We start from the raw sequence: 25,941 nt of genomic DNA on the forward strand, positions 1-25,941 counted from the left end.
AACCCGCATGAAGATGGAAGGACAGGCTGCACTCGTCACGGGCGGCGGCTCCGGTCTGGGAGAAGCTACTGCATTCGAGCTGGCTCGCTTGGGTGCCCGCGTGGCCGTACTCGACGTGAATCAAACCCATGCCCAACAAGTTGCAGACGCGATCAATGCAGCGTATGGCGACGGCCGCGCCATCGCCTGCCCGTGCGACATCACCCACACCGAGAGTCTGCAAGCGGCGCTGGACCAGGCCACAGCGGCCCATGGTCCGGCCCGGATTCTGATGAGCATTGCCGGCATCGGCACCGCCAAACGCATCATTGCCAAAGACGGCACAGCCGCGCCACTGGAAGACTTTGTGCGGGTGGTTAACGTCAACCTGGTGGGCAGCTACAACGTGGCGCGCCTGTTTGCCGCTGCCTGTGCCAAGCTGGCGCCGCAAGAAGACGGTGAGCGCGGTGTCATGGTGCTGACCGCCTCGGTAGCCGCTTTTGACGGCCAGGTGGGTCAGGAAGCCTACAGCGCGTCCAAGAGTGGTGTGGTCGGCATGACGCTGCCGCTGGCGCGTGATCTGGCGCAGCACGGTATCCGGGTCTGCACCATCGCCCCGGGCCTGTTTGCCACGCCTTTAATGGCCACACTGCCCGTAGCGGTGCAGCAGTCGCTGGCCGCCAGCATTCCTTTTCCGGCCCGTTTGGGCAAACCGTTGGAATTTGCCCAGCTGGCGACCCACATCGTGACCAACGGCCATCTCAATGGCGAAGTGATTCGTCTGGACGGCGCACTGCGCCTGGCACCGCGTTAACCCCCCGTCAGCACAACAAAAACAGCCTTTTCTTCCTCAGCTTGACAACAGACCCTTTGGAGACAAACCCATGAAATTGATCAAAACCCTCATCACTACCGCGACCGCCACCCTGCTCAGCAGTGCCGCCCTGGCCGACATCACCATTGGTGTGAGCCTGCCTTTGACCGGCCCGGCCTCGGGCCTGGGCATCCCGTTGGGCAACCAACTCAAGCTCTGGCCCAGCAGCATCGCGGGAGAAAAAGTCAAACTCATTGTGCTGGACGATGCCTCCGACCCCACCAACGGTGTCAAGAACGCCAAACGTTTTGTCACCGAAGAAAAAGCCGACCTCATCATGGGCTCTGCCGCCACTCCGGTGGCGATTCCGATGGCGGCCGTGGCGGCTGAGGCCGACACCGTGCAGCTGGCGTTTTCACCCGCTGTGTTGCCGCCTGGCAAAGACGGCTGGACCTTTCGGCTGCCGCAGTCCAACAGCGTCATGGCCCACGCCATGGTCAGCCTGATGAAAAAACAAGGGGTCAAAACCGTGGGCTTTCTGGGCTACACCGATGCCTATGGTGAGAGCTGGCTCAAGGACTTCACGGCCGAGGCTGACAAAAACGGCATCAAGGTGGTGGCCACCGAGCGTTTTGCCCGATCCGATGCCAGTGTGATGGCGCAGGCCTTGAAACTGACCGCCGCCAACCCGGATGCGATGTTGATCGTGGCCTCTGGCAGCGGCGCGGCCATGCCCCAGATGGCGGTGGTGGACCGGGGCTACAAGGGCAAGATTTACCAGACCCATGCGGCTGCTTCACGCGACCTGATGCGTGTGGGTGGCAAAGCGGTGGAAGGCGCCTATGTGGTGTCTGGCCCGGCGGTGATTGCCGAACAGCTTCCCGACAGCCACCCCTCCAAAAAACCGGCCGTCGACTTTGTCCAGCAGTATGAAAAAGCCTATGGCCCGGGCTCGCGCAACCAGTTTGCGGCCCATGGTTTTGATGCACAGATGGTGCTGGAAAAAGCCATTCCGGTCGCCCTCAAAAAAGCCAAACCCGGCACCAAGGAGTTTCGTACCGCCTTGCGCGACGCACTGGAGACCATGGGCCGCACGGTGATCTCCCAAGGGGTGCTGAATTGGACCAAGGACGACCACTGGGGTTACACCAACGAAACCGGTGGGATGCTCAAGGTGGTCAACGGTGACTGGAAGGTTGAGTAGGTCGTTGCCCTCCAGCTCGCAGGGCTGGAGGCTTTCCCAGCCGGGTGGTGCCGGGCTGTCTTTTCATTTTTTCTAGGTCGTCATGGACTTTTCAATTGCCAGCATTCTGATGCTTGATGGTTTCACCAACGGTGCGGTGTATGCCTTGCTGGGTTTGGCCACAGTGCTTGTGTTTTCGGTGACCCGTGTCATTTTTATTCCCCAGGGTGAGTTTGTCGCCTATGGCGCACTCACCCTGGCGATCTTCCAAACGGGCAAGGTGCCGGGCACGGTCTGGCTGCTGCTGATCATGGCGGGGTTGGCTGCGCTGCTCGATGCCCGCCTGAGCTGGCAGCACAGCGGCGATGTCAAACGTGCCACCAAAGCGGCGCTGGTCACGCTGGCCGCGCCGGTTGTGGTGTCTGGTCTGGCGATCTGGGCGGCGCCCCAGCAGTTGCCCTTGCTGGTGCAGGCCTTGCTGACGGTGGCGATCGTCACCGCCTTTGGCCCGCTGGTCTATCGGCTGGCCTACCAGTCGCTGGCCGATGCCAGCGCGCTGGTGTTGCTGATTGTGTCGGTGGGTGTGCACTTTGCCTTGACGGGCCTGGGCTTGCTGTTTTTTGGCGCCGAAGGTTTTCGCAACCCCTCGTTCTGGGACACCCGTCTGAACCTCGGGCCGCTGGTCATCAGTGGGCAGGCGATCATCATCATGTTGACCTCGCTGGCCCTGATCGTGTTGTTGTACCAGTTCTTCAGCCGCACGTTGTACGGCAAGGCCTTGCAGGCGACGGCGGTGAACCGCCTGGGCGCCCGGCTGATGGGCATCTCCACCCATGGTGCGGGTCAGGCCAGCTTGGCCATGGCTGCGCTGATTGGTGCGTTGTCAGGCCTGTTGATTGGCCCGACCACCACGGTGTTTTACGACTCCGGCTTTCTGATCGGCCTCAAAGGTTTTGTGGCGGCGGTGATGGGTGGCCTGCACAGCTACCCGCTGGCGGCGCTGGGTGCGCTGTTTGTGGGCTTGGCCGAGTCCTTTGGCTCGTTCTGGGCCAGCGCCTTCAAGGAGGTGATTGTGTTCACCCTGGTGCTGCCCATTCTGCTCTGGCGCTCGGTCGCTGACGGCCACTCAGAGGAACATTGAGATGCAGCTCACCACACAACTTCAACACTTGGCGCACAACGCCAACATCCAGCGTGTGCTGGTCGTGGTTGGCATGCTGCTGTATGCGGTGTCCCCGGTGCCCGAGTTCTGGATCACCCAGCTCAACTACATCGCGCTCTACAGCCTAGTGGTTCTGGGCCTGGTGTTGCTCACCGGCATTGGTGGGCTGACCTCGTTTGGCCAGGCCGCTTTTGTGGGTATCGGCGCCTACACCAGTGCCTATCTGACCGTCAATATGGGGTGGTCGCCCTGGCTCACGCTATGGGCCGGTTTACTCATCACTGGCATCAGCGCCTTGCTGGTGGGCTGGGTCACGCTGCGTATGTCGGGCCACTACCTGCCGTTGGCAACCATCGCCTGGGGTTTGTCGCTGTATTACCTGATGGGCAATCTGGACGCTTTGGGTAAGTACGACGGCATTTTGGGCCTGCCCGCGATCACCTTGTGGGGCTGGGACGTCAGCCAGGGGCGCAGCTTTTTTGTGCTGGCCTGGGGTTTGGTGCTGTTTGGGGCCTTTGCACTGCTGAACCTGATGGACTCTCGCACCGGCCGCGCCATCAAGGCGATGCGCGCCAGTGCTTTGATGGCCGAGGCGATGGGGGTCCATACTTTACGCCACAAGGTAGGTATCTTTTTGATAGCGGCGCTGTTTGCCAGCCTGTCCGGCTGGTTGTTTGCCCACTTTCAGCGTTCGGTTAACCCGTCGCCCTTTGGCCTGAAGATGGGCATTGAGTACCTGTTCATGACGGTGCTCGGTGGCGCCGGTTATGTCTGGGGTGCCATCAGTGGTGCGGTGATGACCAAGCTGCTGGAAGACGAGTTGCAGGTGTTGCTGCCCAAACTGCTGGGCACCAGCGGCAGTTACGAGGTGATTGTGTTTGGCATTGTGTTGGTGCTGGTGTTGAAGTACCTGCCCGATGGGGTCTGGTCGCTGGTCGGTCGCTTTTTGCCCAAACCGGCCCGGGTGCAAGATTGGCACAACGCAGCCCCGCTGCCTGAGCGCAGCAAACCCGCCCCAGGTGATCTGGTGCTTGAAGTCAAAGATATCCGCAAACAGTTTGGTGGCCTGGTGGCGGTGAAAGACATTGGTTTTTCCATCCAGGCGGGTCAGATCGTTGGGCTGATTGGCCCCAATGGTGCGGGCAAGTCCACCACCTTCAACCTGATCACCGGTGTGCTGGGCCTTAGCGCGGGTGAGGTCAATTTTCGCGGGCAGACCATCAGTGGCCTGTCCTCGCGCGAGATCGCTGCGCGCGGCATGAGTCGTACTTTTCAACACGTCAAGATGATTCCCGAGATGACGGTGCTGGAGAACGTGGCCCTGGGTGCCCAGCTGCGCGGCCACAAAAATGCCTTGTCGTCGATGCTGCGCCTGGACCGGGCCGAGGAGCAAAGTCTGCTGCGCGAAGCGGCACGCCAACTCGAGCGTATTGGCATGGGCCACGCTATGCATGAACTGGCCGGCAACCTGGCCATGGGGCCGCAGCGGCTTCTGGAAATTGCCCGCGCCCTGTGCAGTGACCCGGCCTTGTTGCTGCTTGACGAGCCCGCCGCAGGTTTGCGCCACAAGGAAAAACAGGCGCTGGTCGATGTGCTGCGGCAATTGCGCAGCGAGGGCATGAGCATTTTGCTGGTGGAGCACGACATGGACCTGGTGATGGACGTGACCGACCACATCGTGGTGATGGAGTTTGGCACCAAGCTGATGGAGGGCAGCCCCGAAGAAGTGCAACAAAGCCCCAAGGTGCGCGCCGCCTACCTCGGCATGGAACATTGAACCCAGCTTGAAAGCCACACCATGAACCCACCTGTTTTAACTGTCACAGGCCTGCGCGCCGGTTATGGCCGTGCCGAGGTGCTGCACGGCATTGACTTGCAAGCGCCCCAGGGCAGTGTGATCACCGTGATTGGCCCCAATGGGGCGGGCAAGTCCACTTTCTTGAATGCCTTGATGGGCGTCTTGCCCGCACAAGGTGCGCTGGTCTTCAACGGCCAGCCGATCCATGGCTTGTCACTGGAAGAGCGTGTGATGCTTGGCATCGCCCTGGTGCCGGAAAAACGTGAGTTGTTTGGCAGCATGTCGGTCGAGGACAACCTGGTGCTCGGTGCGTTTCGCCAGGTGCGCCTGAACAACCCCAAATGGCGCGATCAGATGGATGTGGTGTACCAGCTGTTTCCACGCCTGAAAGAGCGCAGCCAACAGGCCGCTGGCACCTTGTCAGGGGGTGAACGCCAGATGTTGGCGGTGGGCCGGGCCTTGATGTCGCTCCCCAGCCTGTTGATGCTCGATGAGCCCAGCCTGGGCTTGGCCCCGCTGGTGGTCAAAGAGATTTTTCGCACCATCAATACCTTGCGCCAGACTGGGGTCACCACGCTGCTGGTAGAGCAAAACGCCCGTGCCGCCCTGGAGACGGCGGACTTTGCCTATGTGCTCGAGATGGGCGAGATTGCCCTGAGCGGTCCGGCGAAAGACCTGGCCACCGATTCACGCGTGATTGACACCTACCTGGGTGCGGCGCGCAAAAAAGACACAGCGGCTGTATAGCCCCCACCGATTTCAGCAGAGGCGAGACCAACACGTTCACCGAATGAGACGAGTTTGCTGAAAGACTCAGTTGTCCAATACAACAAGCATTCAGGGAATTGTTTGGTCAAAAACTACTCTTTTTACCTTGGAGACAACATGACAATTTCTAAATGGGCCGCCTTGAGTGGATTGGTTTTGACCAGTGGCGTTTATGCGCAGAGCGTCACCATCTACGGCATGCTTGATGCTGGCATCGAGTCCGTGAGTAACGTCGCCTCTGCCGGTGGCAGCATCACGCGCATGCCGTCGAACACCGGCATCATTCCATCGCGCCTTGGCTTTCGTGGCAAAGAGGACCTGGGCGGTGGCCTGAGCGCCATCTACACCTTGGAAATGGGGTTTGGTGTGGATACCGGCGCTTCAGGGCAGGGTGGCCGCCTGTTCGGACGCCAGTCCACGGTCGGCTTTAGCGGCGATTGGGGTGCGGTGACCTTGGGCCGCCAATGGACGATGTTGTTCTGGTCCATCCTGGACTCGGATATCGTTGGTCCGTCGGTCTACGGCATTGGTTCGCTGGACAACTACATCCCCAACTCCCGCATCGACAACTCCATCGCCTACAAGGGTAAGTTTGGCAATGTCACCGTCGGCGGTACCTACAGCCTGGGCCGCGATACTGTCAATGGCAATAGCCCCGCTGCAACCGGTTGTGCTGGTGAAAGTGGTACCGACACGTCAGCTTGCCGTGAGTGGTCCGCCATGCTGAAGTACGACACCCCAAGCTGGGGAGCCGCTTTGGGTTATGACACCATGAAAGGTGGTGCGGGTTCTTGGGCTGCGGCCAACCTGACCTCCAGCGACAAAACCGACAGCCGTTTGATGGTGAATGGCTACATGAAGTTGTCCAACGCGAAAGTGGCTGTGGGCCTGATTCGCCGCGACAACGACGGCAGCACGATCAGACCCAAAAGCAATCTTTGGTATGTGGGTGCGTCCTACCCACTCACGCCGGCTTGGACCATCGACGGCACCTATGCCATGCTGAAATACAAGGATGTCAGCAACTACGATGCCGATCTGCTGGCTGTGCGGGCGCTGTATGCGATGTCCAAGCAAACCACCTTGTATGCTCAGGTGGGTTCCATCCAGAATGACAGTCTGTCTGCTGTGTCTGTCAGTGGGGGGGCAGCGGGTAGCAACCCGGCGGCTGGTGGCAGCCAGACGGGTGTGATGTTTGGCGTGAACCACAGGTTCTGAGGGCACGACGTTTGTTATGAACCATCAGCCCACCTTGTCCGACATCCATTTCATTTTGCACGAGGTGCTCAGGGCGCCTGCGTCCCTGCAGTCCTTGCCCAACTTCGCCGAGGTGGACGCCGACCTGATGCGCCAGGTGCTTGATGAAGCGGGCAAATTTGTTGGCGAAGTCGTCGCACCACTCAACCGCAGCGGTGATGAGGTAGGCTGCCAGTTCTCCCAAGGTCAGGTCACCACTCCGCCAGGTTTCAAAGAGGCCTACCAAGCCTTCTGGCAGGCGGGTTGGCCCGCCTTGGCCTGTGCGCCAGAGGACGGTGGCCAGGGTCTGCCCACCGTGCTGGAAGCCGTGTTGTACGAGATGCTGAGCGCCGCCAACCACGGCTGGACCATGGCGCCCGGCCTGTTACACGGGGCCTACGAGTGCATCAAACACCACGCCAGTGATGAACTCAAGGCGCGTTATCTGGAGAAGATCGCCAGCGGCGAGTGGCTGGCCACCATGTGCTTGACCGAACCTCACGCGGGCAGTGACTTGGGGCTGGTGAGCACCCGTGCTGTGCCCCAGCCTGATGGCAGCTACCAGTTGAGCGGCACCAAGATTTTTATCTCAGGGGGTGAACACGATCTGAGCGAGAACATCGTGCATTTGGTGCTGGCGCGTCTGCCAGACGCGTCGCCTGGGCCGAAAGGCCTGTCGCTGTTTTTGGTGCCGAAATTTTTGCCGGATGGCACGCGCAGCGCCGTCCATTGCGAGCGTATCGAAGAAAAAATGGGCTTACACGGCAGCGCCACCTGTGTTTTGCGCTTCGATGCGGCCACCGGCTGGATCGTCGGGGTGCCTGGCCGGGGCCTGAACGCGATGTTTGTCATGATGAACGCGGCCCGGCTGCACGTGGCGCTGCAAGGCATGGGGCTGCTCGAAGCTGCCTGGCAAAAAGCGCAGGCTTATGCCCAGGAGCGCCGCCAAATGCGGGCGCCCGGTCGTCGCACATCCGCAGCACAAGCGGATCTGATCATCGAACACCCGGCCATGCGGCGCATTCTGGACACCCAGCGCGCCTGGATTGATGGCGGACGTGTACTGGCCTACACCACCGCGCTGGAGCTGGACATGGTCAAACACCACCCCGATGCACAACGCCGCGCCACAGCCGAGCGCTGGTGCAGCCTGGTGACCCCGGTGCTCAAGGCGGCCTGGACCGAACAGGCCTTCAAGGGCAGCAGCGAATGCCTGCAAGTGTTTGGCGGCCATGGGTATGTGCGTGAATGGGGCATCGAGCAAATCGTGCGTGATTCGCGTGTCAGCATGATTTACGAAGGCACCAATGAAATCCAGGCGATTGATCTGTTGGTGCGCAAGGTGTTGGCGGACGGCGGGGCCGGCATAACGAGCTTGCTGGCATCGCTGCTTTCTTCTGAAAAAAATAGCAATCAGCCCTCAGATTCATTGGGCTCGAAGGTGAAAACACTGACAGAGTTGACGCAGCAACTGGTGGCAACCAGTGCGGCAGACCCAACCTTGGCGTATTGGGTTGCCGACGACTACTTGCGTGCGGTGGCTTTGACACTGCTGCAGTGGGCTTGGCTGCGCATCCAGCAGGCACGGCCAGACGAGGCTGGCACGGCCGATGCCGCGCGCTGGTTAAACCCCGCAGCGGCGCTGCAGCACTGGATCCTGCCCGAATTTGCCATGAGACTGAGCATCATCCAGGCCCGGCTGGGCTAGTTGGTTATGCTCAAGAGTTTTGATCTGCTGCAGTCTGATGGACGACGAAGACCCGATTCCTTTTGTTGACAAGGTCAACACCCGTTACCTGGAAACCCTGGTGGGCTACAACGCGCGCCGGGCCGCACTGGTCATCATCGAAGAATTCATGAAACGCATGGCCGTGTATGAGTTGCGCACGGTGGATTTCTCGGTGTTATCGCTGATCACCCACAACCCCGGCATCACCTCCAAACAGTTGTGCAACACCCTGGGCATTCAGGCCCCGAATCTGGTCAGCATGGTCAATGCCTTGGAGCAACGCGAACTGATCAAACGCCTGCCACACCCCAACGATGGCCGCGCCATGGGGCTGCATCTGACCGAGCTGGGTGAACAAACCGTGCGTCGCGCCGAAAAAACAGCGGCTGAACTGGAGCGCGACGTCACCGCCAAACTCAGCCCACAAGAACGCAAAACCTTGATGGCGCTGCTCAAAAAAATCTACAAATAGACCAGGTGCGGCTGGCTCAGTTCACTGAGTTTTAAGAAAAATAGGCCTCTAGCCCTTTTCTGTACTGGACTTGTAGCTATTGAAAAAATAGTGATCAACGGCCTCGGCGGCGGAGTGTTCTGAGAAGCAAATGCGGTTGCGGCCTTCGTTTTTGGCCTGGTACATGGCAGCGTCGGCCCATTTGGTGAGGTCCTGGGCGCTGGCGCGGTTGCTGGCGCTGGCGAACACCACCACACCGATGCTGGCGGTGCAGCGGTGCTCCACCCGCAGCGCCGGGTTGCTGGGGTCCTGCAATGGGAGTGAGTAGGGCTTGGCCATGGCGGTCTTGATTTTGAGCGCCACGTTCTCGGCGAACTGGCGTGATTTCTGCCAGTCGGTGTCGAGCTCGGTCAGCAGCACCACAAACTCGTCACCGCCAAAACGGGCCACCGTGTCCATCTCGCGCACACAAGCTTTGAGGCGCTGGGCCGCTTCCTTGAGCAGCAGGTCACCCACGCCGTGGCCATAGGTGTCGTTGAGGGGTTTGAAGTTGTCCAGGTCCAGAAACATCAGCGCGCCAAAACCACCGCTGCGCCGGTTGGCGTTGATCGCCTGGCTCAGGCGGTCGTCGAGCAGGCGCCGGTTGGGCAACTGCGTGAGGGTGTCGTAAAAGGCCAGCAGCCGGATTTCGTGCTCCAGGAATTTGCGCTGGGTGATGTCGCGGATCGAGACATGCACCGCCGGTTCACCATCAAACTCGATGGCGGTGCCCTGCACCTCCACATCAATCGGTGAGCCATCCAGTTTGATACAACGTGCCTCGGCCGGGGTGGAGGGTGGTTCATCGGTGCCCATACGCAACATGCGTGTGCGCTGGCTGTCCAGGTCAACCGGGTGGACCAGGTCGGTGGTGTGTTTGGACAGCAGGCTGTGCAGGTCGGGCGCGCCAAACAGTTTTAATGCCGCCGGGTTGGCATACATGATCTGGGTATGCCGGTGCACCAGAACCGCATCGGGCGTCCATTCGATCAGGGTGCGGTAACGTGCCTCGCTGTTTTTCAACGCAATGCGCATGCATTTTTGCTCGGTGATGTCTTGCACAATGCCCAGCGCACTGACCGCCTGGCCGCCTGGCTCGTACTCCAGTTCACCTTTGTGCCGCACCCAGTGTTGGCGGCCATTGACCAGGATGCGGTGTTCCCCATCAAACGCGCCTTGTTTGAGCGCGTCTTTCCAGGCGTCTTTGACGCTGGCGCGGTCTTCCTCGTGCACCAGGCCGAGGTAATCCTCAAAACGGATGTGTGCCCCCGCTGGCAGGCCCAGAATCTTGCAACCCTGGGGTGAGGGCGTGATGTCGTCTGCAGGAATGTCGCTGACCCAGCTGCCCATGTTGGCGACATTTTGGGCGCGTTCCAGCAGATCGGTGTTTTGCTCCAGCAAGGCGGCGTAGTCGGCAAGTTCCTCGCCCAAAGCATTTAATTGGCTGATCTGGCGCCGGTTGGCGCGGGTGAGGACAGTGGTCAGCAGCCCTGCCAGCCCCAGCAGCAGCATCGACAGCGGCCCCAGAAAGTCCAGCCTGGGGCTGGTGCTTTGCACTTGCAGCAACAGCAAAACCAGGCCCGACAGCGCCACCAGCGCGGCCAAGCCATAGGCCAACAAGGCCCAGGTCGATTCGCGCCCAAGGGGTTCGCTAGCCTGGAGGCTCATACTGCAAAAATCGTCAGGATGCGGGAATATGTCACGTACTCACCCAATTTCTTGAAACTCCTGAACGAAGCCAACTGACTTTTTGTACTAAAAGCTACCCTTTTTTTGATTCTAAGTGGCAACACCCGCTGTCGTGTCGGTTTTTGCGTCAACCGACCAGCGGGTCCACATGCACCTGCAGCCACCATTCCAGCAGCGCCAGATGCCACAGTTTGCTGCCGTTGATGCGGGTGAATGCATTGGGGCCTTCGGGCTCGGCCAACAGTTTTTCCACATAGTCGCGCTGGTACAGGCCGCGTTTGAGGCAGGCGTCAGATAGCAAAATCTCGCGCATCTTGTCCAGAAACGCACCACGCACATACCGCAGCGCCGGCACCGGAAAGTAACCCTTGGGTCGGTCGATCACCGAATCCGGGATCAGCCCGCGCGCCATGGCCTTGAGCGGGTATTTGCCGCCTTCTTTCAGTTTGAGTGCGGGCGGCATTTTGGCGGCCAGCTCGACCAGTTCGTGGTCCAGAAACGGCGTGCGCACCTCCAGGCCCCAGGCCATGGGCATGTTGTCCACGCGTTTGACCGGGTCGTCTACCAGCAGAGTAGTGGCGTCAAAGCGCCAGACCTCGTCCAGAAACTCATCGGCGTCGGGTTTGGCCAGCTCAGCTGCCACCAGCTCGGATGTCACATCACCCACCTGGAACGCCGGGGTGATCATTTGCAAGTATTCCGCATGGTCGCGGTCAAAGTAGTGCTGGCTGAAGCGCTCCAGCGGCGTGCCTTGCGCCGCGTCCATCTCGGGGTACCAGAAGTAGCCGCCAAACACCTCGTCGGCGCCCTGGCCCGACATCACCACCTTGACGTCTTGCGAGACCTTTTCACTCAGCAGGTAAAACGCGATCACGTCGTAGCTGGCCATTGGTTCGGTCATCTGTTCTACCGCCTCGGGCAGGCGGGTGAGCACCTCGCTGTTGGGAATGCTGTACTGCTTGTGCCGGGTCTTGAAGTGTGCGGCCACCTGGTCTGAAAACTCAAACTCGTCAGCCTTCTCAGTCCCGTTGCCCATGTCCTCAAAACCAATCGAGAAGGTGCGCAGGTCCTCGACATGGTCGGCCAGCAGGCCCACCAGCAGGCTGGAATCGAGCCCGCCCGAGAGCAACACACCCACTGGCACGTCAGCGGCCAGCAGGCGCCGATCCACACTCTTGGCCAACGCATCGCGGGTGGCGGCCAGCCATTGGGCCTCGGACACCTCCTGCGCGGGGCGGGTGGCGTCCAGCGTCCAGTAGACCTGCTGGCTCTGGCTGCCGTCCGGGTCGATCAACATCGTGGTGGCGGGTGGCAGCTTGCGCACCCCCTTGAGCACGGTGCGCGGCGCGGGCACCACGGTGTGCAGCGTGAAGTGGTGGTGCAGCGCCACCGCATCCAGTCTGGTGTCAACCCCGCCACCGGCCAGCAGCGCGGGCAGGCTAGAGGCAAAACGCAGGCGCTGCTTGTCCTGGGTCAGGTACAGCGGCTTGATGCCAAACCGGTCGCGTGCCAGAAACAGCTGGCCGCTGCGCTGGTCCCACAGGCAGAAGGCAAACATGCCTTTGAACCGTGTCACGCACTGGTCACCCCAGGCGTGGTAACTCTTCAAGATGACCTCGCTGTCACCTTCGCTGAAGAACTGGTAACCCATGCCCTGCAGCTCGGTGCGCAACTCGCGGTAGTTGTAGATGGTGCCGTTGAACACCAGCGCCAGCTCCAGTGCGCTGTCCACCATCGGCTGGTTGGCGTGGCTGGACAGGTCGATGATCGACAGGCGCCGGTGGCCAAAAGCCAGCGGGCCATGGCAGTAACTGCCAGCGTTGTCCGGGCCACGGCGCGCCAGCTGGTCCGACATGCGGCTTATGGCGGCCATGTCGGGTTTTAGGCCGTCAAAACGCAATTCTCCACAGATCCCGCACATCAATCGCTCTCCGAATCGGGCACCACAATGACCGGGGCGAAGCCGCCGCCGGGGGTGCGAAAGTTGGTGGTTTGGCCGCTGTACATACGTGCGGCCAGCAGCTGCACCTGGCCCGCATAGGCATAGGCGCGAATGTCAAATTTCAAATCGGTGGGCACACCGTCAACCTCGATCTGGCGTGCGGACGGTGGCACCAGCGCCTGCGCCACAAAGTCGCCCGCCAGAATCTCGGCCCAGACGCGGCGGGTGAGTTTGTCACCCCGGTAAGCGGCTTTGGCGCCGTAACCCGCCACGGGTTTAAAAAACAGTTGGCGCCGCTGCGCCCAGAGTTCGTCGGCACGCTCGGGCGTCACCAGCCGGGTACTGGGCACGCTGGTGGCCAGCAGCTTGCGGTCAGCCGCGTTGACGCCCCAGGCGGCCAGCAGGCTGTCTTGGCTGAGCGCAATCAGGTTGCGTTTGTCGGCCAGCAGGGCATGGGTGTTGGGGTGGGGGGTGAGCACCACCGCACCGGCTTCATAGGCCTGGCGCAGCGCCTGGTGGGCCGGGTCTTCGAGGTAGAAGTCGGTCAGGCGGTTGTAGACCAGGTCGACGACTGTGCCCTGGTAGAGCAGTTGGCCACCTTGCCACAGCAGTTCACTCGGGTCGGCCACCATGGCCTGCAAGCCCTGCTGGGCAAACAACTGGCGAAATAACTCGAACTCGGGCGCGAGGTACTGCGCCTGCGGTGCGCTGTCGACAATCAGCACGGTGTGCCAGGGCAACGCGCCGCGTTGTAACCGCCATTCGGTGGCAAACATCTCGAACAGCTCGCCTGTCAGGTTGGCATCCCCGGCGCAAGTGACAAAGGCTGGGTCCAGCTCGGCGCAGCAGGCCTCTTGCGCGCGCGCCAGCGCGGCACTGAGCAGCAGGCCACCGGCGTTGGTGTTGATCTCGATGAGTTGCGGCCCGCGTTGGCTCAGGTGAAAGTCGTAGCCCATACACACACTCTGCGGGCCCCAGTGGTGCTGCGCAATCGGGTTGGCGCGACTCAAAGCCTGGGCCTGGTAACCTGGCAGCTTGGCTACACGTTCAATAGCGGCAACCACAGAAGATATCTGGGCTTGCACCTGTTCTGACACAAAGACCACGCTGCTGGAAAACAGATGTGGCCGCGTCTGCTGGATCTGCGCACTCAGGCCGTGCAGGCTGGGGTCGGCTTCCAGCTGAACCCGCAGGCGCTGGGTGTTGAGCGTGCGGCAGAAACAGTCGCGGTTCAGCGCTTCGGCGCTGCTTGGGCTCAGGGTGGGATCAGGGGGGAGGGTGGTGGTCATGTCAACGCAAACTGCGGGGTGTCACGGCCTGAAGCTTGGTGGCAGGTCGCGCCGCTGGCGAGCCCGGGCTTCAGAAGTGATCATGGGTCGATTTTGCCTGAGTCCCGATACCCGATGACCCGGCTGCGCCTTGATGACCGTCGCGCCGGGCGGTTTTTGCTGCTGGTCGCCTCAAGGGCTGCCAAAGCGTCGGCTCGCTATACCAATCATAGTGGTCGACCCTTTTTGTAAAAGGGCTAGAGACCTAAAAGGCTTGTGAAATGCGGCACAATGTCGCGATTGACATCATGAGAGACCAGCATGCCTTACGGAATTTTGTTTGTGTGTATGGGCAACATCTGCCGCAGCCCCACCGCCGACGGTGTGTTTCGCCAAACAGTGGCTGAGCAGGGCCTGGGCCAGCAGGTGCGGGTGGACTCCGCCGGCACCCACAACTACCACCCCGGCAGCCCGCCCGATAGCCGCGCCCAGGCGGCAGCAGCCAAGCGCGGTTATGACCTGTCCAGCCTGCGTGCCCGCCAAATCAACGCTGCCGACTACACGAGCTTTGACCTGATTTTGGTGATGGACCAGGACAACCTGGCCGTGCTGCAAGACGACTGCCCGCCCGAGCATGTGCACAAGCTGCGCCTGCTGACCGAGTTTTGCCAAGCCCACAAGGCATCCGTGGTGCCCGACCCGTATTACGGTGGCGCGGACGGTTTTGAGCTGGTGCTGGATCTGGTGGAGGACGCGTGTGAGGGGCTGCTGGTGCATGTGCGGCGTCAGCTGTGACAGGCTGATCCCGGCAGTCTGGGGCATCGCCAGATTCAGCAAAAAGGCAAGTCAAATAGCGCTTTGTCCCTTATGAAACAAGGGATGAGTGCTATGTTTACTGAGTTTCCTGCGTGTCGGTCTGCAGCACGGTGATGGCCTCAAACCGCAGGTGGTGCATGAACTCGCGCAGGATCAGCAAGCTTGCGGCAAAGGAGGTGCTGGTGGGCAAGTTGTCTGACGATATTGGCCGTCCGAGTGAGCGCTGCGCCAGCCGATCAAAACACCGCTCCATCGCCTCCAGTGACAGCTCCATACGCTGCCCTGCTGTCACACCAGATAGCAGGGCGATCTCTCGGATAGCCGCATCACTGGTGACTAGCTCGGCCCCGGTTGTCATCAGTGGCAGGGCGCGGGTGACCTCGTCTTCGACGGTCATGATGGCGTTTTCCAGTTCCAGCGGGCTGAGTGGGCTGTGCCGGAAATGTTCACGGGCGGTGGACTCCGCGCCGATGGCCAGCGTCAGCCGGGCTGCTGGTTCCGCGCCCTGGCCGACGGCGACGCCGGTCTGTTCGTCGCCAATGTGCAGCAGCACCAGGGTTTCCGTAGCGTGTGTCTGGGCGCGTGCCGCGGCAAACAGGCGGCTCAGGTGGGTGTCAAAGTCAGGGTGAGACATGGTTAGCTTTCCGTTCAGAGCTCACATGATGCTGGCCAGCCAGGCCAGAAAGTCGGCATGCACCGCTGGGCTGATGCCGTGGCCGATGGGGTAGAGCCGCAGTTCGTGTTGTACACCCAGTGTGGTCAGCAGCTCGGTGGAACGCTGCGCCCAGGCCACTGGCAACGTGTTGTCCAACTCGCCATGGCTGACAAACGCGCGGAGCTGTGTGAGTTGCTCGGGGCTGGCTAGGTGCGGCGCCAGCTCGGGCAGGATGCGCCCGGACAGCAGGCCAAACCCGGCCACCAGGGCGGGTTGGCTCAGGGCCACACTGGCGCTTAGGATGCCGCCCTGGCTGAAGCCGGCGATCACTGTGTGGGCCGCTGTGATGCCGTATTGGCGCTGCAGCTGCTGCAACAGTTCGATCAGCGCCAGGCGGCTGCGTTCGGCCGCTTCGGCGTCGATCACGGGGCCGTTGCCGGTGAAGCTCAGGCGGAACCAGGCAAACTGGCCCGGGCCCAGCGTGATCGGGCCGCGCACCAAGGCCACCAGGGTGTCCGGTGTCATGCCTTGTGCCAGGTCGGCCAGATCGGTTTCGCGGGTGCCCAGGCCATGTAGCAGGATCACCAGGCGTTGGGGCTGCGAGGGTACTGGCTGCACCAGCCGCAACGATAGGCCCGATGGGGCGTCGGTGTGTAGGTCACTCATGTGGGAGGGGGTGGTGTTCATGCCTGTGCTCCCCAAGCATAAGACGCCATCGACAACACGCCGTGTTGGATGCTGTCGTCGATCAGCTGCGCCGGATCGTTGTCACGGGCGGCGTGCGCCACCAGCAGGGGCAGGAAGTGCTCCTCGGTCGGGTGGGCGCGCTGGGCGTGGGGGGCCAGGTCACGGTAGTGGTGCAGGGCCTTGGTGTCCTGGGCCAGCACGGCTGCGTGCACCCAGCTGGCAAAAACCTGCACATAAGGCTCGGGCTGCGTGGCATAGGGGCTGAACTCGTAGAGGTTGTGGGTCATGCTGCCTGAGGCCAGGATGACGACACCTTGGTCACGCAACGGTGCCAGTGCCTGGCCGAACTGCAGCGCTTGCGCGGCAGTCAAGCTGCGGGGCATCGAGACCTGAAACACCGGCACATTGGCAGTCGGCAGCAAATGCATCAAGGGCACCCAGGCGCCATGGTCCAGCCCGCGCTGGTTGTCGGTGCTGGTGGCAAAACCGGCTTCCTTCAGCAGACGGGCCGCCTCCAGGGCGATGTCGGGTTGGCCACTGGCGGGGTACTGCAGTTTGTAGAGCGCGGCCGGAAAACCACCAAAGTCATGCACCGTGCTCGGCTGAGCTGTGGTCATGACCTGCACATCGCGTGTCTGCCAGTGGGGGGACACCACCAGCACGGCCTTGACACCGGTGAGCTGCTGGCCAAACGCCTGCAACCGCGGGCCCAGCGTGCCGGGTTCGATGGCAAAGGTGGGCGCGCCATGTGAAATGAAGAAAACAGGGGCTTGGGTCATGGTGTCTTCCTGAAGGTTCTGGCGCGACCTCGCGTCAGTCATGGGGGAACTTTATTGAGTTTGAACCAGAAGATAAATAGCGATAATTTAGATAGATTGTTTCACTTGGAGGGATAGTGGACCGTTTCCTGGAAATGCAGACCTTTGTTGGAGTGGTGGATGCGGGCAGTTTTGTCAAAGCGGCAGACACGCTGAACCTGTCCAAGGCCGCTGTGTCGCGTTATGTGGTCGATCTGGAAACCCGCTTGGGTGTGCGCCTGTTGCACCGCACCACGCGGCGCCTGTCGCTTACCGAGGAGGGGCAGGTGTTTCACGCCCGCAGCAAGGCTTTGCTGACCGGGCTGGAGGAAGCCGAGGCTGAAATCACCTCGCGCAGTGACCTGGTCAGCGGCCTGCTGCGTCTGAGTGTGCCGGTGACCTTTGGTGTCCTGCATCTGGCGCCGCTGTGGGGCCTGTTCAAGGCGCAGCACCCCAAGCTCAGGCTGGACATCACCTTGTCCGACCGGGTGGTGGACTTGGTGGAGGATGGTTATGACCTGGCGGTGCGCATTGGTCGGCTGGAGAGTTCGACCCTGGTCAGCCGCCAGCTCAGCAGCACCCGGCTGGTGTTATGTGCTTCACCGGCCTACCTGGCGGCCCATGGCACACCCACACATCCGGCTGAGCTGGCCGGGCATGCGGTGATTGCCTACAGCTACTGGTCGGGTCGGGACGAATGGTCTTTTGATGGGCCTCAGGGAGAGCTGCGTGTCAGCACTCAGCCCTGTATTCGCACCAACAGTGGTGACACCTGCCGTGCTGCCGCGCTGGCCCACCAGGGGGTGATCCTGCAACCGGCCTTTCTGGTGGGGCCCGATCTGGCGGCAGGCACGCTGGTGGAACTGATGCCGCAGTACCGTGCCGGGGAGTTGGGCATTTACGCGGTGTATCCAACCCGCCAGCATCTGTCGGCCAAGGTTCGGCGCCTGATTGATTTTCTGGTGGTGCAGTTGGCCGGACGTGGGCCGACCTGGTGAGGTGTGGCGCTGGCAACACCATTCCTAGGGATTTGCGGTGTTTAGCCCCGATCTGTCATCTGCAAACCGCTAAAAGCCTTGCAAAATCGACCATATGCACTATCTCGCCACCCCCTCCACCGGATTCCTGCCGCCTGACGCCAGTCAGCGCGCGGCTTTGCACAACGAGGTGCATGCCCGGCCATCGGCCCGTATCCGCCTGCCTGCGCTGGTGGTGGATGTGGCGGTGTTGCACGAGGGTGTGACGCGCGACATGGCCTGGGAGCATCTGCGCCAGCTGCCGGGTCAGTCTGGTTTGGCAGCGGCGTGTTTACAAGACAACTTCTTGCGCCTGCGCCTGGATGGCTGCACCGTGAAATGGGAGCGCCACAACGAGTTCTCGCGTTACACCATCGTCCAAGCCTTGCCGCAGCACGCTTTGCTGGATGCGGTGGAGCCAGACCTGATGTCGCATCTGGCCGTGCCTGCACCGTGGTTGCGGCAGATCCCTGGGCAGACCGTGTCGGCGATCCAGCTGGTGATGCTCAATGCGCCGCTGGACGATGCCCAGGCGCTGATGGCACAGGCCATGCGCTGGCTGGGTGCCCGCACGGTGGTGGCATCACTCATGGGCAGCAACGCCTTGAACGCAACGGCGGCGCCGGGGCCCACGGCGCAGGCACGGGGTTACCAACATCCGGCTGGGCACTCCTGGGCCTTGACCCAGTTCAAATTGCAGGAAGACGGGTTCGAGCGCATGCTGGTGATTGCCCCCGAGGGCACCAGCCAGACCCGCGCCGGGCGCATTGCCGGGCGTTTGCTGGAGCTGGAGATTTACCGATTGATGGCCTTGCGTGGCCTGCCGGTGGCCAAGGCGCTGGGGCCGATGTTGACCCAGGCCGAGAACGAGCTGGCCTTGATCACCGCCCGGCTGGAGAACAAGACCGCGTCCGACCAGGAGTTGCTCGACACCCTGGTGTCGCTGGCGGCCCGTGTGGAGCGGGCCACGGCGGAGCACATCTACCGGTTCTCGGCCAGCCAGGCCTACTACACGCTGGTGGGGCAACGCTTGACCGAACTGCGTGAAAAAGCCATACCGGGTACCCAGATGATTGGGGAGTACCTGCAGCACCGCTTGTCGCCCGCGATGGCCACGGTGGCGGCCACCGCGCGACGCCTGTCTTCACTGTCCGGGCGGGTGGCACGCGCCAGCGATTTGTTACGCACCCGGGTGGACATTGCCACCGAGGCACAGAACCACGAGTTGCTGGCCAAGCTCAACCGTGGCCAGGAAATGCAGCTGCATTTGCAAAGCACGGTGGAAGGCCTGTCGATTGCAGCGATTTCCTATTACGTGATCAGCCTGCTGCTGTACGGTGGCAAAGCGCTCAAGGCCGCCGGGCTGCCGATCAACCCCGAAATGGCCGCTGGTGCGCTGGTGCCGGTGGTGTTGTGGGTGGTGTGGCGCACCACCCAGAAAATCCACGCCAAGTTGGTGGCCAAGCCGTAACCTGCGTCGGTTCTTGTTGGCTCAGCTCAGTGCAGGACACGGTGGTGGCTGCCCTGATGCGAGACATAGCCTCATGAACAAGCCTGCTTACCACGTGGTTGTGTGAGTGCTGGGTATCATGGATTACGCCAAAAATGGCGGTCATTGGTATTGGCTATGTCTGGTATCCAGACAATCCATTGGTGTGTTTTGACCTGCCGTCGTAAAGTAGGTCTATGCTGCTTTTGGCCTGTTCTCAGGAAATGCAACTTGACCCCAACACCTCAGCCCGTGCCTGTGGGCACCGGAACTTCTTATGCCTGAACAAACTGCCGTTTTGACACCATCTGTCCCGACTTCTTCCGATTGGCGACTGAGTTTGTGGGCCCATGTCCGTGCCCACCGTGTGGCGGCTTTGGGCCTGGGTTTGGCGTTGTTTGGTGTGCTGGTGTTGCTGGTACAAAGCCTGTTGCAACTCGCGACCGTTGAGCTTGGGCCGGGCCTGCGCTACGCCATGCTGGGCGGTGCGGCTGGCTTGGCTGCCACGGCACTGGGCGCCTTGCCCGCCTTGGGTTTGCGCAGTGTGCCGCAAAAACTCGAAGACAGCCTGCTGGGTTTTGCCGCAGGCATGATGCTGGCGGCCAGTGCTTTTTCGCTGTTGTTGCCCGGCCTGGAAGCGGGTGCGGACATCCTGGGTAACAAACCGCTGGGTGCTGCGGTGGTGGTGTTGGGTATGGCGCTGGGGGTGTTGCTGATGCTGGGGCTCGACGAGTTCACGCCCCATGAACATGAACAAACCGGGCGCAGCGGCCCGGTTCCTGAGCGTTATGACCGGGTTTGGCTGTTTGTGTTTGCGATTGCCTTGCACAACTTGCCCGAAGGCATGGCCATTGGTGTGAGTTTTTCACAAGGCAATATGAGTGTGGGTTTGCCTTTGACCACCGCAATTGCTTTGCAGGACATCCCGGAAGGGCTGGCGGTGGCCTTGGCTTTGCGCAGTGCGGGCTTGACACCGCGGTTGGCGGTGTTGGTGGCGGCAGCCAGTGGATTGCTGGAGCCGCTGGGTGCATTGCTGGGGGTGGGGCTGTCAAGCGGATTTGCGCTGGCCTACCCGATTGGACTGGGTCTGGCCGCGGGTGCGATGTTGTTTGTGGTGTCCCACGAAGTGATCCCGCAAACCCATCGCAATGGCCACCAGACCCCGGCTACCATCGGTTTGATGATCGGTTTTGCCCTGATGATGGTGCTGGATACAGCGCTGGGTTGATTTTTATAGGAGAAAGATGATGAGCAAGAAAAAACTGGGTTTGCCCAACATGGACATCGGGATCGATGCCAAACAGCGTGAGGCCATCGCCAAAGGTTTGTCAGCCCTGCTGGCCGACAGTTACACCTTGTACCTGATGACCCACAACTTTCACTGGAACGTGACCGGGCCACAGTTCAACAGCCTGCACATGATGTTCATGGGCCAGTACACCGAGCAGTGGAACGCGCTGGACATCATTGCCGAGCGCATCCGCGCCCTGGGTTTCCCGGCACCGGGCACTTACAAGGAATACGTCAAGCTGGCGTCAATCAAGGAGGTGGACGGTGTGCCCAAGGCCACCGACATGATCCGCCATCTGGTGGCTGCGCAGGAGGCCACAGCACGCACCGCCCGCAAGCTGTTCCCGGTGGTGGATGCTGCCAACGACCAGCCCACGGCCGATGTGCTGACGCAACGCATCGACATCCACGAAAAAACTGCCTGGATGTTGCGCAGTCTGCTGGAAGAGTAAGCGTCGCAGCGCGAATGCGCTGCTACCGCAAACGCGCCTTGTGTTCTTGATCAGCCGTGGCTGGCGCAGGCCCGGATCGGGATGCTCGGGGTCGCCCGACCATTTGGCGCGGACGGATCGGCTGGGGCCGCGCCCGTCCACTCAAAAATTTCCACCGTGTTTGGCTGGCATTTGCCGCAGCCACCGCTGCAGGGGGTGCCACTGGGCAGACGGCTGACCCGGCCCTTGCGTTCGAGCACGGCCAGCATGGCGCGCAAGGCCTCGGCATCGGTGTCCAGCCCGAGCGCCATGTCGTGCAGACTGGCGCGCCGGTGTTGCTGCAAATAAGCACTCAGGCGTGAAATGATCATGGTGTGAGTCTCCGTTGGTTCAGGCCGTGCGTGGGCTGGTCAGCGTGGGGCCAGACTTGCCGGGCGTGCGCCCCAGGTAACGCATCACCGCCAACACCACCGCAAACACCACCAATACACCGCTAATCCAGGCCAGCGAAACACCCGGGTGGCGCTCGTAGATGGCAGTCTGGTAGGCGATGGTGGACAGGCCGTAGGCCATACCGGTGGTCCAGGCGGCCACAAACAGGGTCCAGCGGGTGCCACTTTCCTGGTACACCACCGCAATGGCTGCGGTGCAGGGGAAATACAGCAAAATGAACAACAGGTAAGCAAACGCACCGGCAGCACCATCAAAACGCGCAGCCATGGCGCCAAAGGTGGCCACAGAGACCTCTTGCTCCTCGGCTACAGCGGCCTGATCGCTGACATCACCAATGTCCAAGCCCAGCGGGTCAGCCCATTTGCCCAGCGCCTCACTCAGATTGGTGGGCACGGTGTCCCAGGCGGCGGCCAGACCACCCAGCATGTCATAAGGTTCAGCCTCTTCAGGCTCATCACCCGCCGCTTTGGCGTCACTCTCCGCCAAGGCGCTGTAGGCAGCGTTGAGCGTACCCACCACCGCTTCCTTGGCCAACACCCCGGTGAAGATACCCACCGCAGCGGGCCAGTTGTCGGCGTTCAGACCCAGCGGTGCAAAGGCCGGGGCAATGGTGCGGCCGACTTCGGCCAGGGCCGATTTGTCGCTGTCTTCGTTGCCAAAGCTGCCATCGGTGCCCACCGCGTTGAGGAAGTTGAGCACCAGCACCATCGGCACCACAATGCGCCCGGCCTTGACGATGAAGGCCTTGAGCCGGTCCCAGGTGTGGTGCAGGATGCCTTTGAGTGTGGGCAAGTGGTAGGGTGGCAATTCCATGATGAACGGTGCCACATCACCCTGCAGCAGCGAGTTTTTCAGGATCAAGCCGGTCAACACGGCCACCGCAATACCAATCAGGTACAGACCAAACACCACGTTTTGCGCGTTGCTCGGGAAAAACGCAGCCGCAAACAACACGTAGACAGGCAAACGTGCGCCGCAGGACATGAACGGTGCCATGGCAATGGTCAGCAAGCGGTCACGCCGGTTCTCCAGCGTACGGGTGGCCATGACGGCTGGCACATTGCAGCCAAAACCCACAATCAGTGGCACAAAGGACTTGCCCGGCAGGCCGACCCAGCGCATGAAGCGGTCCATCACAAAAGCGGCGCGTGCCATGTAGCCCGAGTCTTCCAAGACCGACAGGAACAGGTACAAAAAGCCGATCACCGGGATGAAGGTGGCCACCGTCTGGATACCCCCACCGATGCCGTTGGCGATCAGCACGATCAGCCATTCTGGTGAACCCAGGTGGGTCATCAACTCGGTGGTGCCATCCACCAGCACCACCTTGGCGGCTTCGTCAAAGAAGTCGATGAAAGCGCCGCCGATGTTGATGGTGAACAAAAACATCAGGTACATCAGTACCAGGAAAATCGGGATGCCCAGTGCCCGGTGCAAGACCACGCGGTCAATCCGTTCGGAGGCATCACGCGTGAGTTTACTGGTGGTTTTGACCGCTGTTTGCGCGACCCGGTTGGCCAGGCCATAACGTGCGTCGGCCACCAGGATGTCCAGGTCGTCACCGAGCGCCGCCGCAAACTCGCGGGCCTGCGCCGTGATCTCCGGTCCAGCAGTTTTTTGCGCCAGATCGTCGCCACTGAGCAGTTGCACCGCCAACCATTCAGCGCGGGCAGGTAATTTGCCAGGCAGGGCACTGATCTGGCGCGCCAGGGTCGTCACTGCCGTTTGCAGGGCGTCTGAATACACCACCTGGGCGCTTGCGCGTGGCTGTTGTTGTGCCGCCTGGCTGATGGCCGTCTTGAGCTCGGCGATGCCGCTGCCTTTGCTGGCCACCACCGGCAGCACCGGGCAGCCGAGCTGTTCGGCCAGTTTGGCCGCGTTGACCTGCATGCCTTTGGCGGCGGCCATGTCGGTCATGTTGAGCACCAGCAGCAGAGGCACGCCCATCTCGATCAACTGGGTGGTGAGGTAGAGGTTGCGCTCCAGGTTGGCCGCATCAACGATGTTGACCACCAGGTTGGCCTCGCCGCTGTGCACGTAGTCGCGGGCGACCCGCTCATCAAGTGACACCTCGCCGTCCACCACATCGAGTGAATAGGTGCCGGGCAGGTCAATCACCTCTATGTCTGTACTGCCAAGTTTGTAGTTGCCACTTTTTTTCTCGACGGTGACACCGGGCCAGTTGCCCACATGTTGGCGTGAGCCGGTCAAGGCGTTGAACAGGGTGGTTTTGCCGCAATTGGGGTTGCCCACCAGGGCCAAAGTAAATTGCGTCATGCCAGTTTCTCCACCAGCAAGGCCTTGGCCTCGTCCTTGCGCAATGACAGGGCAAAGCCGCGCAGCCGGATTTCCACCGGGTCACCCAAGGGGGCCAGCCGAGTCAGGCTGATCGACACACCGGGGGTGATGCCCATCGACAGCAGTTTGCGGCGGTAGCTGGCGCCGCCCTCGCCATAACCCAATATCCGGGCGGTATCACCGACCTGCAGGTCGCTCAAGCTTGTCATTGTTTCTGCTCCTAAAAATGAAAAATCGCCACGGGTTCAGACGGCAGCCACCAGCACCCGGTGCGCCAATCCCGCACCCAGGGCATACCGGCTCTCACCACGCTGCACCACCAAACCGCCACCTTGTTGCTGCACCACGCGGATTTCTGCACCCACGTTGAGTCCGATCTCGGTCATGCGCCGGTCCATGCCGCTGCCACGCAAGGCCGCCACCCGCAGCAACTGGCCCGGTGTGGCCATGCTCAACGGGAAGGTGGCTTGGGTGCGGTTGCTGCTGGCGTGCGTTGCCTGGCCCGCATCTGCCGACGTTGTCCCGTTGGACGCGGGCTGGAACAGGGCGGCATCGTTGCCTGACAGGGCGCTGGAAGTGAACATGGTGCTTTCACGGGCTGGTGGAATGACTGGCATATTAATAGGAATGATTCGCATTGTTTGTGACAAAGATCAAACAAGCCACAACTATTGACCCGGCTCAAGGTGGTTTGGGGCCCGTGCCGGGCCCCCTGCTCAAAGCTGCTGTTTGAGCGCTCAGGCGTGGAGCCAGTGGTTGTCGACCCGGCCGCTGGCCCAGGCGTGCAACTGGCCGGGCAGGGTGGTGTTGGCCTGATTGACCTCTGCCCCGGTGGCCACCTGCATCACACCCGCACGCCCACCGACCCAGACCGAACTGGCGTCTACCGCCAGGGCACCGGCCTCGGCCAGGGGGGTGCTGCCCAGATACTGACCATCCAATGCATACCGAGCCACCACCTGGCCCCGGGTGGCGCTGACCAGAAACTGCGCGTGTTGACCCCGCCCGGCCACGGTGACGTCCCCGCCGTAACCCGCGAGTGCTGGTTGGCCAGTGGCCAGAGACAAGGCGCCTTCGGCTTGATCGGCCCAGCTCAGCCGGGCCAGCAGCGGTGCGGCGGCTTTGAGGGCTGGGTCGTCATGTTCGGCCTGCAAGGCAATGCCCAGGGTGGGTGTGTTGCTGGCCTGGCTGGGGTCGGGCTGCGCCCAAGCCAGGTGGCGCAGGCTCAGGCGCGGGTCTGGCAAACGCCACTGGCCCAGCCACTCACCGGTATCGGGGTGCAGGCAGCAGATGCTGGGGTCCATCTGCTGCAGTTGGCGTTTGACACGCCCGGTTTCGATGCTGGTGTCGATGCCACCATTGGCGACAAACAACATGCCAGCCAGAGGATGTGTCTTTGCTATTGAATGGGTAGCTGGTAGCCCAAGTAGAGCATGGGGATCCAGCCCAAAAGTCTTGTATTCTGTCTGCAGCTGCAGGGTGCGGGCGTCACGCACCCCCAGCAGGCCCTGGCCGTTGTTGGTGTCGATTTCGGTGGTGTAGATGCGCAAGCCGTCCGCACTCACCAACACATGGCCGCTGAACACCCGGTCACTGGCTTGCCACAACCACTGGGCGGGTTGGCCGGGCGTCAGTCGGATCAGCCAATCGCCCGGGCGGCGTGCGGCCACCAGCAGGCTGCCGTCGGGCAGCAGGGCCAGGCCGTGGCCCCGTGTGGGCAGTTCCAGCTGGTGCAGCGTTGTCAGTTGGCCGCTGGCATCGAGCTGCAGCCAACCGGCGAAATGCTGGCTCTGTGAGTTGTCCCAGCAGGCGGCAAAACGCTGCCCGCTGGGGCGCTTGCGTGTTGTGTGGCTGACCGTGGCGCCAAGTGCTGACCCCAGCGGCAGCAGTGTCAGGGCGCTCAGGCCCAGGCTTTGTAAGGCGGCGCGGCGTGTCAGCGTCTGCATGAGCG

24 protein-coding genes are annotated in these 25,941 nt (G+C 61.6%); 13 read left to right on the forward strand and 11 right to left on the reverse strand.

All coding sequences use genetic code 11. From position 1 onward, the window contains the following. Positions 1 to 7: 7 nt before the first annotated feature. From FDG13_RS12010 to FDG13_RS12045, 8 genes are all read left to right on the forward strand, one after another. Positions 8 to 793, forward strand: coding sequence for an SDR family NAD(P)-dependent oxidoreductase (locus FDG13_RS12010; RefSeq protein ID WP_180127939.1), 786 nt, complete (start codon positions 8 to 10; stop codon positions 791 to 793). A gap of 70 nt (positions 794 to 863) precedes the next feature. Continuing rightward, entirely contained in the window at positions 864 to 1,997 is a 1,134-nt protein-coding gene (locus FDG13_RS12015) for an ABC transporter substrate-binding protein (protein WP_180127941.1), read from the forward strand. Positions 1,998 to 2,079: 82 nt separating this feature from the next. Then, the gene (locus FDG13_RS12020) at positions 2,080 to 3,117 is read left to right on the forward strand and encodes a branched-chain amino acid ABC transporter permease (protein ID WP_180127943.1); all 1,038 of its coding nucleotides are present in this window, start codon (positions 2,080 to 2,082) and stop codon (positions 3,115 to 3,117) included. Position 3,118: 1 nt separating this feature from the next. Further along, on the forward strand, positions 3,119 to 4,915 hold the full coding sequence (locus FDG13_RS12025; protein WP_180127945.1) for an ATP-binding cassette domain-containing protein: 1,797 nt from the start codon (positions 3,119 to 3,121) through the stop codon (positions 4,913 to 4,915). 21 nt (positions 4,916 to 4,936) lie between these two features. Further along, a complete protein-coding gene (locus FDG13_RS12030) occupies positions 4,937 to 5,683 on the forward strand; it encodes an ABC transporter ATP-binding protein (protein WP_180127947.1) in 747 nt (248 codons plus the stop codon). 138 nt (positions 5,684 to 5,821) lie between these two features. Then, entirely contained in the window at positions 5,822 to 6,922 is a 1,101-nt protein-coding gene (locus tag FDG13_RS12035) for a porin (RefSeq protein WP_180127949.1), read from the forward strand. Positions 6,923 to 6,938: 16 nt separating this feature from the next. Then, positions 6,939 to 8,648 carry an acyl-CoA dehydrogenase gene (locus FDG13_RS12040; protein WP_180127951.1) on the forward strand — a complete coding sequence of 570 codons (1,710 nt, stop codon included), beginning with the start codon at positions 6,939 to 6,941 and terminating at the stop codon, positions 8,646 to 8,648. Between the two features lie 37 nt (positions 8,649 to 8,685). After that, positions 8,686 to 9,141, forward strand: a complete 456-nt coding sequence (locus FDG13_RS12045) for a MarR family winged helix-turn-helix transcriptional regulator (RefSeq protein ID WP_180127954.1) — start codon at positions 8,686 to 8,688, stop codon at positions 9,139 to 9,141. A gap of 48 nt (positions 9,142 to 9,189) precedes the next feature. Here FDG13_RS12045 and FDG13_RS12050 read toward each other — a convergent pair whose 3' ends face one another. From FDG13_RS12050 to FDG13_RS12060, 3 genes are all read right to left on the reverse strand, one after another. Then, entirely contained in the window at positions 9,190 to 10,827 is a 1,638-nt protein-coding gene (locus FDG13_RS12050) for a sensor domain-containing diguanylate cyclase (RefSeq protein ID WP_180127956.1), read from the reverse strand. Positions 10,828 to 10,975: 148 nt separating this feature from the next. Next, on the reverse strand, positions 10,976 to 12,769 hold the full coding sequence (locus FDG13_RS12055; protein ID WP_180127958.1) for an N-acetylglutaminylglutamine amidotransferase: 1,794 nt from the start codon (positions 12,767 to 12,769) through the stop codon (positions 10,976 to 10,978). Continuing rightward, the gene (locus FDG13_RS12060; protein WP_180127960.1) at positions 12,769 to 14,079 is read right to left on the reverse strand and encodes a hypothetical protein; all 1,311 of its coding nucleotides are present in this window, start codon (positions 14,077 to 14,079) and stop codon (positions 12,769 to 12,771) included. The genes FDG13_RS12055 and FDG13_RS12060 overlap by 1 nt, the downstream gene beginning before the upstream one ends. 300 nt (positions 14,080 to 14,379) lie before the next feature. Here FDG13_RS12060 and FDG13_RS12065 point away from each other — a divergent pair, with 300 nt between their 5' ends. Beyond that, complete coding sequence (locus FDG13_RS12065; protein WP_180127962.1) at positions 14,380 to 14,853, forward strand: low molecular weight protein-tyrosine-phosphatase; 474 nt, start codon at positions 14,380 to 14,382, stop codon at positions 14,851 to 14,853. Between the two features lie 97 nt (positions 14,854 to 14,950). On the opposite strand, the gene FDG13_RS12070 is transcribed toward FDG13_RS12065, so the two are convergent. The 3 genes from FDG13_RS12070 to FDG13_RS12080 are packed head-to-tail and all read right to left on the reverse strand — an operon-like array spanning position 14,951 to position 16,995. Next, positions 14,951 to 15,508, reverse strand: a complete 558-nt coding sequence (locus FDG13_RS12070) for a hypothetical protein (protein ID WP_180127963.1) — start codon at positions 15,506 to 15,508, stop codon at positions 14,951 to 14,953. 21 nt (positions 15,509 to 15,529) lie between these two features. Next, the gene (locus tag FDG13_RS12075) at positions 15,530 to 16,216 is read right to left on the reverse strand and encodes an alpha/beta hydrolase (protein WP_255435217.1); all 687 of its coding nucleotides are present in this window, start codon (positions 16,214 to 16,216) and stop codon (positions 15,530 to 15,532) included. Then, positions 16,213 to 16,995, reverse strand: a complete 783-nt coding sequence (locus FDG13_RS12080) for a class III extradiol ring-cleavage dioxygenase (RefSeq protein WP_180127965.1) — start codon at positions 16,993 to 16,995, stop codon at positions 16,213 to 16,215. The genes FDG13_RS12075 and FDG13_RS12080 overlap by 4 nt, the downstream gene beginning before the upstream one ends. Positions 16,996 to 17,111: 116 nt before the next feature. Between FDG13_RS12080 and FDG13_RS12085 the strand changes: the two genes are divergently transcribed. The 4 genes from FDG13_RS12085 to FDG13_RS12100 all read left to right on the forward strand — a co-directional run bounded on the left by FDG13_RS12085 (position 17,112) and on the right by FDG13_RS12100 (position 21,260). Continuing rightward, a complete protein-coding gene (locus FDG13_RS12085; protein ID WP_180127967.1) occupies positions 17,112 to 18,011 on the forward strand; it encodes a LysR family transcriptional regulator in 900 nt (299 codons plus the stop codon). 94 nt (positions 18,012 to 18,105) lie between these two features. Next, the gene (locus FDG13_RS12090) at positions 18,106 to 19,500 is read left to right on the forward strand and encodes a DUF3422 family protein (RefSeq protein WP_180127969.1); all 1,395 of its coding nucleotides are present in this window, start codon (positions 18,106 to 18,108) and stop codon (positions 19,498 to 19,500) included. 295 nt (positions 19,501 to 19,795) lie between these two features. Next, entirely contained in the window at positions 19,796 to 20,746 is a 951-nt protein-coding gene (locus tag FDG13_RS12095) for a ZIP family metal transporter (protein WP_180127971.1), read from the forward strand. A gap of 19 nt (positions 20,747 to 20,765) precedes the next feature. Further along, complete coding sequence (locus tag FDG13_RS12100) at positions 20,766 to 21,260, forward strand: Dps family protein (protein ID WP_180127973.1); 495 nt, start codon at positions 20,766 to 20,768, stop codon at positions 21,258 to 21,260. A 50-nt stretch (positions 21,261 to 21,310) separates the two neighbouring features. On the opposite strand, the gene FDG13_RS12105 is transcribed toward FDG13_RS12100, so the two are convergent. The 5 genes from FDG13_RS12105 to FDG13_RS12125 form a co-directional block, all read right to left on the reverse strand. Further along, entirely contained in the window at positions 21,311 to 21,610 is a 300-nt protein-coding gene (locus FDG13_RS12105) for a FeoC-like transcriptional regulator (RefSeq protein ID WP_180127975.1), read from the reverse strand. A gap of 19 nt (positions 21,611 to 21,629) precedes the next feature. Beyond that, positions 21,630 to 23,969 (reverse strand): Fe(2+) transporter permease subunit FeoB, encoded by a 2,340-nt coding sequence (gene feoB, locus FDG13_RS12110; RefSeq protein ID WP_180127977.1) that lies wholly within the window; start codon positions 23,967 to 23,969, stop codon positions 21,630 to 21,632. Next, the gene (locus tag FDG13_RS12115) at positions 23,966 to 24,199 is read right to left on the reverse strand and encodes a FeoA family protein (RefSeq protein ID WP_078366134.1); all 234 of its coding nucleotides are present in this window, start codon (positions 24,197 to 24,199) and stop codon (positions 23,966 to 23,968) included. Before FDG13_RS12115 ends, feoB begins: the two co-directional genes overlap by 4 nt. A gap of 36 nt (positions 24,200 to 24,235) precedes the next feature. Further along, a complete protein-coding gene (locus FDG13_RS12120; RefSeq protein WP_180127979.1) occupies positions 24,236 to 24,574 on the reverse strand; it encodes a FeoA family protein in 339 nt (112 codons plus the stop codon). A 153-nt stretch (positions 24,575 to 24,727) separates the two neighbouring features. Next, positions 24,728 to 25,936 (reverse strand): DUF1513 domain-containing protein, encoded by a 1,209-nt coding sequence (locus FDG13_RS12125; protein ID WP_180127981.1) that lies wholly within the window; start codon positions 25,934 to 25,936, stop codon positions 24,728 to 24,730. Between the last annotated feature and the right edge of the window lie 5 nt (positions 25,937 to 25,941).

The sequence above is a fragment of the Rhodoferax sp. BLA1 genome, from assembly GCF_013416775.1.
Taxonomy (GTDB): domain Bacteria; phylum Pseudomonadota; class Gammaproteobacteria; order Burkholderiales; family Burkholderiaceae_C; genus Rhodoferax.

Coding starts and splice junctions, on each gene's coding strand:
- FDG13_RS12010 (WP_180127939.1), top strand. CDS start 8: ATGAAGATGGAAGGACAGGCTGCACTCGTCACGGGCGGCGGCTCCGGT.
- FDG13_RS12015 (WP_180127941.1), top strand. CDS start 864: ATGAAATTGATCAAAACCCTCATCACTACCGCGACCGCCACCCTGCTC.
- FDG13_RS12020 (WP_180127943.1), top strand. CDS start 2,080: ATGGACTTTTCAATTGCCAGCATTCTGATGCTTGATGGTTTCACCAAC.
- FDG13_RS12025 (WP_180127945.1), top strand. CDS start 3,119: ATGCAGCTCACCACACAACTTCAACACTTGGCGCACAACGCCAACATC.
- FDG13_RS12030 (WP_180127947.1), top strand. CDS start 4,937: ATGAACCCACCTGTTTTAACTGTCACAGGCCTGCGCGCCGGTTATGGC.
- FDG13_RS12035 (WP_180127949.1), top strand. CDS start 5,822: ATGACAATTTCTAAATGGGCCGCCTTGAGTGGATTGGTTTTGACCAGT.
- FDG13_RS12040 (WP_180127951.1), top strand. CDS start 6,939: ATGAACCATCAGCCCACCTTGTCCGACATCCATTTCATTTTGCACGAG.
- FDG13_RS12045 (WP_180127954.1), top strand. CDS start 8,686: ATGGACGACGAAGACCCGATTCCTTTTGTTGACAAGGTCAACACCCGT.
- FDG13_RS12050 (WP_180127956.1), bottom strand. CDS start 10,827: ATGAGCCTCCAGGCTAGCGAACCCCTTGGGCGCGAATCGACCTGGGCC.
- FDG13_RS12055 (WP_180127958.1), bottom strand. CDS start 12,769: ATGTGCGGGATCTGTGGAGAATTGCGTTTTGACGGCCTAAAACCCGAC.
- FDG13_RS12060 (WP_180127960.1), bottom strand. CDS start 14,079: ATGACCACCACCCTCCCCCCTGATCCCACCCTGAGCCCAAGCAGCGCC.
- FDG13_RS12065 (WP_180127962.1), top strand. CDS start 14,380: ATGCCTTACGGAATTTTGTTTGTGTGTATGGGCAACATCTGCCGCAGC.
- FDG13_RS12070 (WP_180127963.1), bottom strand. CDS start 15,508: ATGTCTCACCCTGACTTTGACACCCACCTGAGCCGCCTGTTTGCCGCG.
- FDG13_RS12075 (WP_255435217.1), bottom strand. CDS start 16,216: ATGAACACCACCCCCTCCCACATGAGTGACCTACACACCGACGCCCCA.
- FDG13_RS12080 (WP_180127965.1), bottom strand. CDS start 16,995: ATGACCCAAGCCCCTGTTTTCTTCATTTCACATGGCGCGCCCACCTTT.
- FDG13_RS12090 (WP_180127969.1), top strand. CDS start 18,106: ATGCACTATCTCGCCACCCCCTCCACCGGATTCCTGCCGCCTGACGCC.
- FDG13_RS12095 (WP_180127971.1), top strand. CDS start 19,796: ATGCCTGAACAAACTGCCGTTTTGACACCATCTGTCCCGACTTCTTCC.
- FDG13_RS12100 (WP_180127973.1), top strand. CDS start 20,766: ATGAGCAAGAAAAAACTGGGTTTGCCCAACATGGACATCGGGATCGAT.
- FDG13_RS12105 (WP_180127975.1), bottom strand. CDS start 21,610: ATGATCATTTCACGCCTGAGTGCTTATTTGCAGCAACACCGGCGCGCC.
- feoB (WP_180127977.1), bottom strand. CDS start 23,969: ATGACGCAATTTACTTTGGCCCTGGTGGGCAACCCCAATTGCGGCAAA.
- FDG13_RS12115 (WP_078366134.1), bottom strand. CDS start 24,199: ATGACAAGCTTGAGCGACCTGCAGGTCGGTGATACCGCCCGGATATTG.
- FDG13_RS12120 (WP_180127979.1), bottom strand. CDS start 24,574: ATGTTCACTTCCAGCGCCCTGTCAGGCAACGATGCCGCCCTGTTCCAG.
- FDG13_RS12125 (WP_180127981.1), bottom strand. CDS start 25,936: ATGCAGACGCTGACACGCCGCGCCGCCTTACAAAGCCTGGGCCTGAGC.